Raw genomic sequence first — 14107 nt, forward strand, 5'->3', positions numbered from 1 at the left:
CAGAAGACGGACACAACGAGGAGGCCGCCGACGTGCCGGAGAAGACGACCACTAGCGCGACGGCGGCCTCGTCGTCCGCCCGGCACGCGCCGGGCGCGGGTTGGAAGCGAGTGCTGCTGAAGCTGTCGGGGGAGGCGTTCGCCGGACGCGACCCGCTCGGCATCGACCCGCAGATCGTGCAGCACGTCGCCGAGGGCATCGCCGAGGCGGTGCGCGACGGTGTCGAGGTCGCGGTCGTGTGCGGCGGCGGCAACATGTTCCGCGGCGCGGTCATGGCCGAGCGCGGCATGGACCGCGGCCGCGCCGACTACATGGGCATGATCGGGACGGTCATCAACTGCCTGGCGCTCCAGGACTTCCTGGAGAAGCTCGGCATCGACACCCGGGTCCAGACCGCCATCACCATGAGCCAGGTGGCCGAGCCGTACATTCCTCGGCGCGCCATCCGGCACCTGGAGAAGGGCCGCGTCGTCATCTTCGGTGCCGGGCTCGGCCAGCCGTTCTTCTCCACCGACACCACCGCCGCGCAGCGCGCGCTGGAGATCGGTGCGGAGGCCGTGCTCAAGGCGACCCAGGTGGACGGCGTCTACGATGCCGACCCCCGCAAGAATCCAGAGGCGGTCAAGTTCGACCATTTGGATTACGGTGAAGTTCTACAGCGGGGACTGAAGGTCATGGACGCCACGGCCATCAGCCTCTGCATGGACAACGCGCTCCCCATCGTGGTCTTCGACCTGATGGGGCAGGGCAACATCGTCCGGGCCGTCCGGGGTGAGAAGATCGGCACGCTGGTCAGCCCGGCACAGGGCTGACCACGGCCCGACCGCATTTCGCGGGGATCGTGCGCGGGCGCGGTTCCCGTGCGGCGCGGGCCGCAGAGGCAGCACCGCACGTACAGGGCCGACCAGATGACACGGGAGTCACAGTGATCGACGAGACCCTCCTCGAAGCCGAGGAGAAGATGGAGAAGGCGGTCGCGGTCGCCAAGGAGGACTTCCAGGCCATCCGCACCGGCCGGGTCACCCCCGCGATGTTCAACAAGATCACCGCGGAGTACTACGGCACCCCGACGCCGATCAACCAGCTCGCTTCGTTCACGCTGCCCGAACCGCGGCTGGTCATCGTGCAGGTCTTCGACAAGTCGTCCATGCAGGCGGTCGAGAGGGCCATTCGGGACAGCGACCTCGGCGTGAACCCCACCAACGACGGCAACGTCATCCGCGTCGTCTTCCCCGAGCTGTCGGAGGAGCGCCGCAGGGAGTTCATCAAGGTCGCGGGCGGTAAGGCCGAGGACAGCAAGATCTCCATCCGCAACGTCCGGCGGCGCGCCAAGGACACCCTCGACAAGCTCGCCAAGGACGGCGAGGCCGGTGAGGACGAGGTCCGCCGTGCCGAGAAGGAACTCGACGACACCACGCACCGGTACACGGCGCAGATCGACGAGTTGCTCGAGCACAAGAAGGCCGAACTGCTCGAAGTGTGATGGAACTCGACGACGCCGGGGAGCCCACGGGCTCCCCGGATAAGCCGCGCGCGGGCAAGACCGGCCGTAACCTCCCCATGGCCATCGGCGTGGGCGCCGGCCTCGGCGCACTGGTACTGGTGTCGCTCTACACCGTCAAGGAGATCTTCCTTGGCGTCATGGTGCTCTTCCTCTTCCTCGGCATGCGCGAGCTGACCGAGGCGTTCAAGAGCCGCGACATCCGGGTGCCGTTCATCCCGGTCGCGACGGGGATGGTGGCGACTCCGGTCGTCGCCTACATCTGGGGCTCCACCGCGGTGGTCGCCGCGGTGTCCCTGACGATCCTGGCCCTGCTCGTCACGCGGATGACGGAGGGGTCGGACGGCTACGTGCGGGACGTCTCCGCGGGGGCGCTCACCAGCGGATGGCTCGTCCTCATGGGCGGGATCGTCGCGCTGCTCATGGCGCCCGGCGACGGCGACCACCGCATCGTGATCTTCGTGGCGACGACCGTCGCCAGCGACATCGGCGGCTACTTCGCCGGGTCGTTCCTGGGCAGGCACAAGATGGCGCCGACGATCAGCCCCAAGAAGACCTGGGAGGGCTTCACCGGTTCGGCCCTGACGTGCATGGCCGTCGGCGGCTGGCTGGTGTGGTGGCTGCTGGACGGCGGGCGGATCTGGCACGGCGTCGTGATCGGCCTCGCGGTCGTGTTCACCGCGACCGTCGGCGATCTCATCGAGTCGATGGTCAAGCGGGACCTGGGGATCAAGGACATGGGGACCCTGCTGCCCGGCCACGGCGGTGTGATGGACCGCCTCGACTCCCTCGTGGCGACCGCCCCCGTGGTGTGGCTGCTCCTGGAACTGTTCGTCCCCACCACGTGACCGGCGCGGTGGTCACGTGACGGGCACGCGGGCCCGGCTTAAGACGTCCCCAAGGGCTTAAGACAGCACCCATGTGCGTCCCTCGCGGGCGAGTCGCCGTACGAGAGCATCCGACCCCTCCGTCTTGGCGAAGCGGTGCTCCTCGGCGGTGACGGGGACGAGCCATAGCCATCGTACGGGGTCGCCTTGTACGGTCAGGCCGGTCAACGCGGGGGGAGCCGGCCCGGTGAGCCGGGTCGGGTCCTCCAAGAGGAGGACGCCCGCCCACTCCCTCCCTTCACCGCCCATGGGGAACGGGCGGTCGTCGTGAGGCCACTTGACGACGTCACCGGGTGCGAACCACGTCACCGAACGCCAGGGACGCGGCGCGAGCCAGGGGAAGACGTCGCCGGTCCGGCGGGCGGGCAGTGTGCTTGCCAAGGCGAGCTCTATGCGGGCGTAGGGGGAGACGTCCTGCTCGTACAGTTCGATCGTCGGCATGCGCTGCAGGCTCATCCCGACCGTGCTCAACACGGTGAACTCCCGGCCGTCACGTGGCGGGCGTTCCGTGAGCCCGACGGTCGGCATGGTGCCGGGCTTGCCGTTGGCCGAACGCCGTCCCACATCGTGCAGGTAACGTCCACCTGGGCCGACCCGTTGCAGCAGATGCCCGAGGACGGACTGCTGGTAATCCGCCCAAGAGTTCTTGGCACGCGAGGTCTTCCAGTGGACGCGCGCGCGGTCTATGCGGGTTCCGAAGTCGGCGATCTCCTCTGCGAGGGGGAACGCGAACGGGCTCTGCTCGGCGGCGTCCCGGGCGTAACCGGGGATTCCCCGCCCCATGTCGGACCATCCAGGGATGACGAAGAGCGGGTCTCCCGCTTCGAGAACGGCGACACCGTCGCCCTCCTCGAACCAGACGACCTCCAGGGCGCCGGCCTCCGGGACGTCCCGTCCCTCGGGGCGCCGGACGTGCGACTCCGGCAGGAGGGGCGCCGTGCCCGCGTCCAGCCGGGTCCGGTCCAGGCCCTCCGGTGCGGCGCGGTGGTTGGCGACCCACACGGCACCGACGACGGATTCTCCCGGATCCTTCAGGTACGCGGCGGTGACGGTGCCGTCGGTCTCGATGACGAGCCGGCGGCTTCCGTACGGGCTGGTCTCGGCGTGGACGACGGCCGCGGCCCGGTTCCGGGCCGCGGCGGCGCCCCTGCGCAAAACCGACATGATCGAGACCTTAGTCGTCCACGAGATCATGTGCAGTCATGTCGCCCATCGCCCGAGCGGCGGGCCCGGACGGACGGTCGAGGCACACGCGGGTGTTTGCGACACTGGAAGCACCATGTCTGCCACCACCGAGCCAGCCACCGGAACCACCGGGCAGCCGGACGGCTCCGCGCCCCGCAAGACGCCGGCGAAGCTGGTCTTCGCCGCGCCCCGGCGCGGCAAGCCGCCGCGGCACCTCGCCGACCTCGCCCCCGCGGAGCGCCGCGCGGCGGTCGCCGACCTGGGCGAGAAGCCGTTCCGGGCCGACCAGCTGTCACGGCACTACTTCGCCCGCCTGGTCGACGACCCCGCCGAGATGACCGACCTCCCGGCCGCGGCCCGCGACCGCCTCGTCTCCGCGCTGCTGCCGTCGCTGCTCACGCCCGTCCGTGAGATGGACTGCGACGGCGGCAAGACGCTCAAGACCGTCTGGAAGGCGTTCGACGGCGTCCTGTTCGAATCCGTGCTGATGCGCTATCCCGACCGGGCCACCATGTGCGTCTCCTCGCAGGCCGGGTGCGGCATGAACTGCCCGTTCTGCGCCACCGGGCAGGCGGGGCTCACCCGGAACCTTTCCACGGCCGAGATCGTCGAGCAGGTCGCCGCGGGCGCGCGCGCACTGGCCCGTGGACGTGTCCCAGGTGGTCCGGGACGTGTGTCCAACATCGTCTTCATGGGCATGGGCGAGCCCTTGGCGAACTACAAGTCCGTCATGGGCGCGGTGCGCCGCATCACCGATCCCGCGCCCGCCGGGCTGGGCATCTCGCAACGCTCGGTCACTGTCTCGACGGTCGGGCTCGTGCCCGCCATCGAGAAGCTGGCCGCCGAGGACCTGTCCGTGCGGCTCGCCGTGTCGCTGCACGCGCCCGACGACGAGCTCCGCGACGACCTCGTCCCGGTCAACAACCGCTGGAAGGTCGCCGAGGTCCTGGACGCCGCGTGGGCGTACGCCGACCGCAGCGGTCGCCGCGTGTCGATCGAGTACGCACTCATCAAGGACGTCAACGACCAGGCGTGGCGGGCGGATCTTCTCGGCAGGCTCTTGCGCGGGCATCTGGCACACGTCAATCTGATCCCGTTGAACCCGACGCCGGGCTCCAAGTGGACCGCGTCCCGGCCGGAGGACGAACGGGAGTTCGTCCGGCGGCTGGAGCACCACGGAGTCCCGGTCACGGTGCGCGACACTCGGGGCAGGGAGATCGACGGGGCCTGCGGACAGCTGGCCGCCTCGACCGAGGACTGAGCGCCCGCGGTGTGCTCCCCCGCACCCCGGCCGGGCGCGGGGAACAGTTGAGGAGCACCTGTGCGGGGCAAGAAGGACACGCGGCTGCCCGTCGTCCTCCGGGGCTACGACCGGGAGCAGGTGGACGGCCTGCTCGAGGAGATCCGCAGGTCGTTGAACGGTGGGGCGCCGCTGACCGCCGACGAGGTCCGCGCGCGGCGCTTCGACGTCGTCCTGCGCGGCTACGATCCCCGCGCGGTGGACGAACTGGTCTGCGAGTGCATCCGTGACCTGCAGGCGGCCGGACCGATCGGCGAGCGCGCCGGCCGTCCGCGCGTCCATCCGGACTGGCTGATCTCCTGGATCCAGAACGCGCGATTCCCCAGCGTGCGCGTGCGGACGGGGTACGACGTGCGGGACGTGGACGCCTTCCTGGAACGCGTCATCGCGGGCCTGCGCGGTACCGCCCCGCCGGTGACCCCCGCCGACGTGCGCGCCAGCGTTTTCCGCATGACCCGTCTGAGTCCCGGTTACGACGTGGGCGAGGTCGACACGTTCCTCACCCAGCTCACGGACGCCCTCGAACGCCGCTGACGAGAGTTATCCACAGTTTTCCGGCGGGGTGGCGAACGCCTCCGCGGCGCGCAACGCTACGTGCATGGACGAATTCACCGCGCAGCGGCGGCGGCTGCGCCACCTCCTCGAGATCTTCCTCGCCCCCGAGATGCTCGGCGCCGTGCTCCCCCTGGCCCGGCCCGCCCTCCGGCTCACCGAGGGTGAGGGTACCCCGGTCGACCTCGGGGGCACCCCGCGCCTGCCGGCGGGGGTGCCGTGGCCGGAGTGGGGCGGACGGCCACTGGACTTCCTCGGCGTCATCGACTTCGCCGACCTGCCGGCGTCAGGCGCGATACCCGGGGTGCCCGCCACGGGATCCGCCGCCTTCTACTACGCCAGCGAGGTGCCGCGGCCCTGGGGCGACGCGGCGGCCCAGCGCGACGGCTGGCGCGTCTTCACCGGCGCTCTTGAACGCGCGTCCCCACCGCCCGGCGCCGTGGTCTTCCCCAGCACTCGCCTGCACGCCGTCCCGTTCCTGTCCCTGCCTTCTCCGCAGGAGCCGACCCTCCGGCGCCTGGAGATGAGGTATCCCGGGCTTCTGGCCGTCTACTGGCAGTTGCACGCCGTGTGGTCGCGGCATCTCGAACCCGACGGCGTTCCGGCCCACCAGCTGGGCGGCTGGCCGGCCCTTGTCCAGCGTCCGATCGAACCCGACTGCTTGTACGCGTCCACCGGACGCCCCCTCGAGTCTCTCGGCTCACCGGTGCTCTCGCACGAGGAGGCACGCGCGGCCGAGGACTGGCGCCTCCTGCTCCAACTCGACTCCGACCGTCGCCTCGGCTGGTACTGGGGCGACCCCGGCCGCGTCTACTTCTGCGGTCGCCGCGACGCCCCTCTGGAGGACGCATGGCTGACCGTGCAAGCCGCGTGAACCGCGTTGCCCCGTCCACGCCACAGCGGACGCAAAGCGCATCGTCGCCTGGCCGGCGCCGCCCCGCTCGAAGCCCCAGCCACGAGCACCGGCCACTGGCGTCGACGGCTTCATGTTCGCCTCAACGAGGGCCGCCGACCATCCGGCGGGCCACTACCGCACCGGCCGACCGGGGCCGCGTGCATCGGGGTGGCTGGTGGCGGCCGATGGAGGGCGGTCGACGGGCGCCGGACGGACGGCGCAGGCGTCCGGCACGCCGGCCACACCGCGCAGCGTCCGGCACTCGGCCGTCCCGCCACCGTTGCCTACTTCGTGTCCCCGGCAAGCGGGATCTTGGTCGCGGGGCTGGGCATGACTGACTGTCCCGGTCATCGATCATCCGGGGGTGTTGTCATCCGGGCCGGGGAGCGCCGCCGTTCGCAGGGGCGCCGATGACGGATGAGGAGGCGCCGGTGCGCGAGCTCAGGAGCGGAAACGGTCGGTCGCGATGTAGGCGGCTCCGACCAGTCCCGTCCAGATCGACAGGTGCAGCGCGATCCCGGAGAAGTCCGAGACGAAAACGTCCGAGCCGTCGTGCGCCGCCCGCAGCCAGTCGATCATCGGCACCGAGAGACCGGAGAACGGGCCGAGGCCGAGCAGGATCAGCGCGGTCGCTCCGCCGATGAGCGTCAGCAGCGAGACCCCGGGAGAGGGGAGGACGGCCCTGCTCGTCCACGCGCCGAGCAGCGTCCCCGCGGCCGCCACGAGCGCGTTGAGCGCGCACCCGGCAAGCACGGCGGGGCCGGGTGAGCCCAGTGATACCGCATGACCGAGAGGAGCAGCCAGTGCGACGATGCCCAGACCCAGATTCACCAGGTACGCGGCGAACAGTCCCGCCCAGACGGGAGCCCGAGGGTGCCGTGCCGCGGCGGCCGTCAGTGCCCGCTGCTCGTCCGGTGCCGTGTCGAGGAGGCCGCGCGCCGCCCAGGCCCAGATGGGGAACATGAACGCCGCGCCGTCGCCGAACGTGCCGACCGCGAGTTCCGCCGCCTCCGGTCCGCCCGGTGCCTGCGACAGCATCAGGCCCACGATGAACACGACGGCGATCAATGGAGGCAGGACGCGCAGCGACCGGATGTAGGCCGCCGTCTGGAACCGGACGATCGTGATCACCGCGCGGGCCTCCGTACCCGGTACCCGTCCGCACGCAGCTTGGCCTCCACGGTGTCGAGTTCGTCCTCGGCGACCACGACCTCCAAGACGGCCTGCTCGGGCATTGCCGCGCCCTCCTCCAGCACGGTGACCGTGCCGTCGGCCACACGCACCCGCCCGACGCCGGGCAGAGGTTCGATGCACCGCTGATGGTCGCTGATGACGACGATGGCGCCGCGCGCGGCGAGGTCGGAGACCAGGCCGGGGAGTGTCTCGCGCGTCGCCGCGTCCAGTCCGGCGAACGGCTCGTCCAGCACGAGGAGCCCGGGGTCGTCCAACAGAGCCTGGGCGAGCCCGACCTTCTGCGCGCTGCCCTTGGACAGTTCCGGGAGCCGCACGTCGAGCAGACGCGCGAACCCGAGCCGCTCCGCCCATCCGCCGACCGCGTCCGCCCGAACACCCCTGATGGAGGCCATGTGCGTCAGATAGGACCGAACCGTGAACGGCTGGTCGACGGGGAACCGTTCGGGCGCGTACCCCACACGGCGCGGGCGCCCGCTGACCGTCCCCCTGCCTGGTCGCCGCAGGCCGGCGACCAGCCGCAGGAAGGTGGACTTCCCCGCGCCGTTGCTTCCCGTGACCTCGATGACCCGCCCCGGTTCCAGGGCGAGGTCGACGCCTCGGAGAACCCACGGGCCCCGCCTGCGGTAGCGGAAGGCCACATTCTCGAACAGCACCGTGGGCACTTTAGCGAGCGCCGTGTAAGAGCGACGTCAGCCGGCGCCCGTCGGGCAGAATGCCGCTCATGGCCAACTCCGCCGAGCCCTGCGTCTTCTGCGAGATCGTGAAAGGAGAACGACCCGCGCACATCGTCCTCGACGTACCGGACGCCGTGGCGTTCCTCGACGCGCGCCCGCTGTTCAAAGGGCACACACTGCTGGTCCCGCGCACCCACTACGAGACCTTGACGGACGTCCCGCCCGATCTGCTCGGCCCGCTCTTCTCCCAAGCGCAGCGACTGGCCGCCGCGATGGAGCCGGCCTTCGACGCCGCGGGATCGTTCGTGGCCATGAACAACCGGATCAGCCAGAGTGTCCCGCACCTGCACGTCCACGTCGTCCCTCGTAAACGCAAGGACGGGCTCCGCGGTTTCTTCTGGCCACGCCACAAGTACGACTCCGACGCCGAGGCCGCCGACCACGCCGCCCGCCTGGCCGATGCCCTCGACTGACCGGCACGACCGGGGGCCGCTCACGCTCTGCCACGCCCGCACCCTCGTCAGCTGTGAACCGCCGCCCGCCGAGGTGCTGATTCGAAAATCAGCACCCCTTGTTTCGTAGCCACTGGTCAGGCAGCTCCTTCTGACCCACGGGCTCGGAACGCACCAAGACCACACGACGTCCGCCGGAAGACCGCACACCGATTTCCCCGCACACAGGGTGTCGCCGTCAGGCGACCGGATTACCGACCCGCCTGGCCGCCCCGATGGACGAGCCGGGGCGGAGGAGTGGGATGCCGCGATGGCGGTGAACCGGGACGTGCCGTGAACCGGGACGTGCCGTTCCTGCTCGGGCAGCGGTCGAGGAGCCTCCGCTCGCCCAGCGCGGGTGATGGCCCGGACGGAGGTGGTCGGCCTGGAAACGGGGCACTCGGGCGTCGGGCGGTATGCGCGGTCTTGGAAAGGCTTGGAAGCGGGGTGTCCGTGATGTCCGTGCCGGGTCGTCCCTCGGCTTCCTCCATCCGTTAGCTTAACCCGGTTAATATTCTGACTCGGTCAGAATATTGTTTCGGTAGCGTGCATTGTTACGGTGGGCTATGACCGAGCCGAGCTGAGGGAGCGCAAGAAGGAGCGCATCCGCGAGGCGATCTCGGAAGCCGCGATCACCCTGTTCGCGAAGTCGGGCTTCGACGGGGTGACCTTCGCGGAGATCGCGGCCGCCGCGGAGGTGTCGAAGCCGACCCCCTTCGCGTACTTCCCGCCCAAAGAGGATCTGGTGCTGCACCGGCTCGCCGACAACGAGGACGAACCGGCCACGGTCGTGCGCGGGCGGGCACCCGGTGTGCCGCCGCTCGCCGCGCTGCGTCGCCACTTCCTCGACGGGCTCGACCGGCGCGAACCCGTCACGGGCCTGAACGACGACCCGCGGGTGCTCACGTTCCGCCACCTGCTGTACTCGACTCAGGCGCTGATCACGCGCCTGACCGCCTACATGCTGCACAGCGAGGCGGCGCTCGCGGACGCTCTGGCCGAGATCGCCCCCGGCGAAGACACCGGCCCGCGGGTGGCCGCGGCGCAGATCTTCGGCACCCAGCAAATCCTGGGGGATCGGAACGTCCAGGACCTGCGCGCCGGACTGAACGCCGACGCCGTTCCACGCGCGGCGATCGCCCGTGCCGCGGCCGCATTCGACCTGCTGGAGGGCGGCCTGGCGTCCCGGTTCGGGTGAGCCGATCGACCGCCCGCGTCGCCGATCGTGCGCCACGCGGGCGTTGCGCGGATTCTCGGGACCGCGGGCGGGAGCGGCTCGGAGGAAGCTGGGCGCCGGTGCTCTGCTCCTCGGATCGGCCGACGAGTTCAGGGACGATCGGGGACGTGGACGTGTGAGGGGGTGGGCCCGGCCGGGGCCGGGCCCACCCCCCACAGGCGGATGAGAGGCGAAGGTCCCGCGGCGGGCCGTGATCGGGCCCGGAGGCGCTCCTTGATCTTCATGGCCCCCGGTCTGCCACCCGCCTGAGTCGCCGACCGAGGTCTCGGCGCGTGCCGGTGGTCACTCAGCGTGCGGCGGGCTCATTCGAGCGGGCCCGATTCCCGTGACGAAGCGAGCCGCGAGTGCGGTCATCGTGATCACAAGAGACCGCGTGCGGTCGAGAGAGCCGATCAGATCGCCGCCACGCGGGAGCGCGGCCGGTGACGCTTCAGCCGAGAGCTTGGGCTATGGCCAGGTACGGGTCGGGAGACGGGGCGGCCGGGTCGTCCGGGACGTCGTGGAGGGCGGCGTGCGCGTACAGGTCCCGTTCGGCGCGGTCGAGTGCGGCGGACAGGACGTACTGGGGGACCGTCCAGCCGATGAGGGCAGCGGCCTTGCGGATGGCATGGTGCTGTTCCGCGGACGTGTGGAGGTGGATGTGGTCGTCGTGGGAGCCGGGAAGGTCGTGGTGAACCGACGGCTGCATGGACGGCCTCCTTCCTCTTCGGCACCTCAACGTACGCCCGGGGGCGTTGTCCGGACATCCCCTATAGGGACGAGAATCGCCCAGGGCGGATTGTTCGTCCGAAGGAGGTTGATCATGATTTCGGCCATCGAACTCGCCGGGGTGGAAAAGGCGTACGGGCGGACCGAAGCGGTGCGGGGCGTGGACCTGGCCGTCGCGCAGGGGGAGTTCTTCTCGCTGCTGGGGCCGTCCGGGTGCGGGAAGACGACGGTGTTGCGGATGGTCGCCGGGTTCGAGGAGCCGTCGGCCGGTGAGGTGCGGCTCGACGGCCGGACGGTCAACGGGATCCCGGCGGAGCGGCGCGACGTCAACATGGTGTTCCAGTCGTACGCGCTGTTCCCGCACATGAGCGTCTTCGACAACGTGGCGTTCGGGCTGCGGCGGCGAGGCGCCGGGCGGGCGGAGGTCCGGACGCGGGTCGGCGAGATGCTCGAGATGGTCGACCTCGCGGGAGGGGGCCGCCGCCGGCCCACGGAGCTGTCCGGCGGGCAGCAGCAGCGGGTCGCGCTGGCGCGGGCGCTGGTGAACCGGCCGCGGGCGCTGCTGCTGGACGAACCGCTGGGCGCGCTCGACCTGCGGCTGCGGCAGGCGATGCAGGCGGAGTTGAAGCGGCTGCAACGGGACGTCGGAGTGACGTTCGTGTACGTGACGCACGACCAAGGGGAGGCGCTGACGATGTCGGACCGGATCGCGGTCATGAACGAGGGGCGCATCGAGCAGGTGGGAACGCCCCGGGACGTGTACGAGCGGCCCGCGACGCGATTCGCGGCCGGGTTCATCGGGACGTCGAACGTGCTGGACGGCGAGGTCGTCGAGACGTCCGGGGACGGCGCGGTGATCGGGCACGGGAAGGACGGGCGGATCGAAGTGCGAGGGACGGTCGCGGGCACGCGGATCGAGGTGACGGTGCGTCCGGAGAAGGTGCGGCTGACGACGGACGAGCCGTCACCGCGATCGTGCAGGCTCCGCGGAACGGTCACGGACGTCGTGTACCAGGGGGCTTCGACGAGCTACGAGGTTCGTACGTCGGCGGGGGCGAACGTGTCGGTGTTCGCGCAGAACGCGGCATCGGCGGACGTCGTGGCCGATCGGGGCGACGAGGTGTGGCTGTCGTGGGACCCTCGGCACTCCTACGTGATCGGCGACCGGCGAAGTGCGGGAGACCACGTGACCGGCGACCGGCGAAGTGCGGGAGACCAGGCGACAACCGACCGGGAACGTGCGGGAGACACCGCGATCGGAGGTGCACGGTGAGGCGACGGGACGTCCTGCGGCTGTCGGGAGCGGGGCTGCTGCTGGCCGCGTGCGGGGTCGAGGGCCGTGGGAAGTCGGTCGATGAGGGCGAGTTCTGGACCGGGAAGTCGCGGAACGGGCGGCTGCGCTGGGCGAACTGGCCCGGGTACATGCAGGACGACCGGGCCACGATCAAGGCGTTCGAGGCGGATTCCGGTATCGGGGTCACCTATCGGGAAGTGATCCAGGAGATGGGCCCCTGGTTCGGCAAGATCCAGGCGCCGCTGGCGGCGGGGCAGTCGATCGGGTTCGACCTCATGGTGATGACGAACGGGATCCATCTGGAACGCTGCCGCCGTCTCGGCTACCTGGCCCCGCTCGACCACGGCCGGCTCAAGAATTTCGCGGCTCACGCGGGCCCCGGCTACAAGGATCCGTCCTACGATCCGGGCAACGAGTTCACCGTGCCGTACCAGGCGGGGATCACGGGGATCGCTTACAACACCAAGTACGTCGATGAGGAGATCACGAGCATTTCCCAGCTGTTCGACCCGCGCTACAAGGGCAGGGTCGGAATGATGAGCGATTCCCAGGAGCTGGGCAACTTCGGGATGTTCCTGCTGGGGATCGATCCGGAGAAGTCGACGCGGGCGGACTGGGAGCGGGCGGCCGGGAAACTGCGGGAGCAACGGGACTCGGGAATCGTCCGTAAGTACTACGAGCAGAACTATGTGGACGCGGTCAGCAAGGGCGACGTCTGGTTGACGATGGCGTGGTCCGGCGACGTCTACAGCCTCACGAGCCCGGACGTGCGGTTCGTCGTCCCCGAGGAGGGCGGGACGATCTGGACGGACAATCTGTGCGTCCCCGTGACCGCCGAGAACCCGGTCGATGCCCTCGCCCTCATGGACTGGCTGTACGTCCCCGAGCACAACGCCCCGCTGACCGAGTTCGTCAACTACATCACCCCCGTGCCGGCGGTCCGGGACATCATCGCGCGGCACGCCGCACAGGCGACCGGCGAGGAGAAGGAGGACCTGGCCCGGTTGAGCGAGAGCCCGCTGGTGTTCCCTTCCGAGGGTGACATGGCGCGCCTGCGCCATTACCGGCGTTTCTCGCAGGAGGAGGCCACGGAGTACCAGAAGATATTTCAGGCGATAGTCAGGGGCGCGTGATGCCCCACCACAACTCCGGCGAGCCGGACGGGTCCGGAGGGTCGAACGGGTCGGGCGAGCCGGACGGGTCCGGCAGGTCGGACGGGTCGGGCGCATCAAGCGGGTCCGCAGGGCCGGGCAGGTCCGGCAGGTCCGGCAGGCTCGGACCGTTCGGTCGGCCAAGCAGGCTCAAACCGTTCAGCAGGCCGGGCAGGTCGGCGCCCTACCTGATGGTCCTGCCGGCGGGTCTGTGGCTGCTGGCCTTCCTCGTGATCCCGCTGTCCTTCATGGTCTCCCTCTCCTTGCAGACGGGGAATCTCGTCGACGGATTCCGGCAGACGCTGCACTGGCAGAACTACGCCGACGGCCTGAGCACTTACGGTGAGACGTTCGCCCGTTCGCTCTGGTACGGCCTTCTGGCGACGGTGCTGTGCATCCTGCTCGCCTATCCGGCCGCGTACTGGATCGCCTTCCGCGCGGGCCGCCGCAAGACGATGTACCTGTTCCTGATCCTGTTGCCCTACTTCGTGTCGTTCGTCCTGCGGACCGTGGCGTGGCGGCAGGTGCTGTCCGACAACGGCCCGCTGCTCGGGCCGCTGCGCGACCACGGGCCGCTCCCGGCGGGCTTCCATGTTCTCGACACCGGGTTCGCGGTGGTGGCGGGCCTCACCTACAATTTCCTGCCGTTCATGATCCTGCCGATCTACGTGGCGCTGCAGCGGATCGATCCCCGGACGGTCGAGGCCGCGCGCGACCTGTACGCGGGCCGTGCGCAGGCGTTCGGACGGGTGGTGCTCCCGCTGTCGCTGCCCGGTGTCTTCGCGGGAGTGATCATGACGTTCGTCCCCGCGTCGGCGGACTTCGTGAACGCCGAGGTGCTGGGCGGACCGGGAGACACCATGATCGGCAACGTGATCCGCGCCGAGTACTTCGAGAGCGGCGCCTACCCGGTGGCGTCGGCGCTGTCGTTCACGCTGACGGCGATCCTGCTCGTCGCGATCTTCGTCTACGCGCGGACGCTCGGGACGCGCGGCGTCCTGGAGGCCGCGCGGTGACTCGCCCCCGCAACGGAACCGG

At 70.3% G+C, this 14107-nt stretch carries 15 protein-coding genes; 11 read left to right on the top strand and 4 right to left on the bottom strand.

What is annotated here, in order from left to right:
- Positions 1 to 32: 32 nt before the first annotated feature.
- The 3 genes from pyrH to F7P10_RS34425 all read left to right on the top strand — a co-directional run bounded on the left by pyrH (position 33) and on the right by F7P10_RS34425 (position 2349).
- Entirely contained in the window at positions 33 to 812 is a 780-nt protein-coding gene (pyrH, locus tag F7P10_RS34415) for a UMP kinase (protein ID WP_151015926.1), read from the top strand.
- Positions 813 to 925: 113 nt separating this feature from the next.
- Complete coding sequence (frr, locus tag F7P10_RS34420; protein WP_151015928.1) at positions 926 to 1483, top strand: ribosome recycling factor; 558 nt, start codon at positions 926 to 928, stop codon at positions 1481 to 1483.
- Between the two features lie 77 nt (positions 1484 to 1560).
- The gene (locus F7P10_RS34425) at positions 1561 to 2349 is read left to right on the top strand and encodes a phosphatidate cytidylyltransferase (protein ID WP_254716166.1); all 789 of its coding nucleotides are present in this window, start codon (positions 1561 to 1563) and stop codon (positions 2347 to 2349) included.
- 57 nt (positions 2350 to 2406) lie between these two features.
- On the opposite strand, the gene F7P10_RS34430 is transcribed toward F7P10_RS34425, so the two are convergent.
- The gene (locus F7P10_RS34430; RefSeq protein ID WP_151015932.1) at positions 2407 to 3552 is read right to left on the bottom strand and encodes a suppressor of fused domain protein; all 1146 of its coding nucleotides are present in this window, start codon (positions 3550 to 3552) and stop codon (positions 2407 to 2409) included.
- Between the two features lie 115 nt (positions 3553 to 3667).
- Here F7P10_RS34430 and rlmN point away from each other — a divergent pair, with 115 nt between their 5' ends.
- The 3 genes from rlmN (at position 3668) to F7P10_RS34445 (ending at position 6299) form a co-directional block, all read left to right on the top strand.
- On the top strand, positions 3668 to 4834 hold the full coding sequence (gene rlmN, locus F7P10_RS34435; protein ID WP_151015934.1) for a 23S rRNA (adenine(2503)-C(2))-methyltransferase RlmN: 1167 nt from the start codon (positions 3668 to 3670) through the stop codon (positions 4832 to 4834).
- A gap of 60 nt (positions 4835 to 4894) precedes the next feature.
- Positions 4895 to 5407, top strand: a complete 513-nt coding sequence (locus F7P10_RS34440) for a DivIVA domain-containing protein (protein WP_151015936.1) — start codon at positions 4895 to 4897, stop codon at positions 5405 to 5407.
- A 64-nt stretch (positions 5408 to 5471) separates the two neighbouring features.
- Complete coding sequence (locus F7P10_RS34445) at positions 5472 to 6299, top strand: YwqG family protein (RefSeq protein WP_151015938.1); 828 nt, start codon at positions 5472 to 5474, stop codon at positions 6297 to 6299.
- 462 nt (positions 6300 to 6761) lie between these two features.
- On the opposite strand, the gene F7P10_RS34450 is transcribed toward F7P10_RS34445, so the two are convergent.
- Complete coding sequence (locus F7P10_RS34450) at positions 6762 to 7451, bottom strand: hypothetical protein (RefSeq protein WP_151015940.1); 690 nt, start codon at positions 7449 to 7451, stop codon at positions 6762 to 6764.
- Positions 7448 to 8167 carry an ABC transporter ATP-binding protein gene (locus F7P10_RS34455; protein ID WP_151015942.1) on the bottom strand — a complete coding sequence of 240 codons (720 nt, stop codon included), beginning with the start codon at positions 8165 to 8167 and terminating at the stop codon, positions 7448 to 7450. Before F7P10_RS34455 ends, F7P10_RS34450 begins: the two co-directional genes overlap by 4 nt.
- Before the next feature lie 68 nt (positions 8168 to 8235).
- On the opposite strand from F7P10_RS34455, the gene F7P10_RS34460 reads away from it, so the two are divergent.
- Both F7P10_RS34460 and F7P10_RS34465 read left to right on the top strand, forming a co-directional pair.
- Positions 8236 to 8661: an HIT family protein gene (locus tag F7P10_RS34460; RefSeq protein WP_368077431.1), complete on the top strand. Its 426-nt coding sequence runs from the start codon at positions 8236 to 8238 to the stop codon at positions 8659 to 8661.
- A gap of 577 nt (positions 8662 to 9238) precedes the next feature.
- Positions 9239 to 9877 (top strand): TetR/AcrR family transcriptional regulator, encoded by a 639-nt coding sequence (locus tag F7P10_RS34465; RefSeq protein ID WP_151015946.1) that lies wholly within the window; start codon positions 9239 to 9241, stop codon positions 9875 to 9877.
- Positions 9878 to 10346: 469 nt separating this feature from the next.
- On the opposite strand, the gene F7P10_RS34470 is transcribed toward F7P10_RS34465, so the two are convergent.
- Entirely contained in the window at positions 10347 to 10604 is a 258-nt protein-coding gene (locus F7P10_RS34470; protein ID WP_151015948.1) for a DUF1778 domain-containing protein, read from the bottom strand.
- 114 nt (positions 10605 to 10718) lie between these two features.
- Between F7P10_RS34470 and F7P10_RS34475 the strand changes: the two genes are divergently transcribed.
- From F7P10_RS34475 to F7P10_RS34485, 3 genes are all read left to right on the top strand, one after another.
- Positions 10719 to 11897, top strand: a complete 1179-nt coding sequence (locus F7P10_RS34475; RefSeq protein WP_151015950.1) for an ABC transporter ATP-binding protein — start codon at positions 10719 to 10721, stop codon at positions 11895 to 11897.
- Complete coding sequence (locus F7P10_RS34480; protein ID WP_254716167.1) at positions 11894 to 13051, top strand: PotD/PotF family extracellular solute-binding protein; 1158 nt, start codon at positions 11894 to 11896, stop codon at positions 13049 to 13051. Before F7P10_RS34475 ends, F7P10_RS34480 begins: the two co-directional genes overlap by 4 nt.
- Before the next feature lie 209 nt (positions 13052 to 13260).
- Entirely contained in the window at positions 13261 to 14085 is an 825-nt protein-coding gene (locus F7P10_RS34485) for an ABC transporter permease (protein WP_151015952.1), read from the top strand.
- Positions 14086 to 14107 lie beyond the last annotated feature (22 nt).

Origin of the sequence: Actinomadura sp. WMMB 499, assembly GCF_008824145.1 — a bacterium.
GTDB lineage: Bacteria > Actinomycetota > Actinomycetes > Streptosporangiales > Streptosporangiaceae > Spirillospora.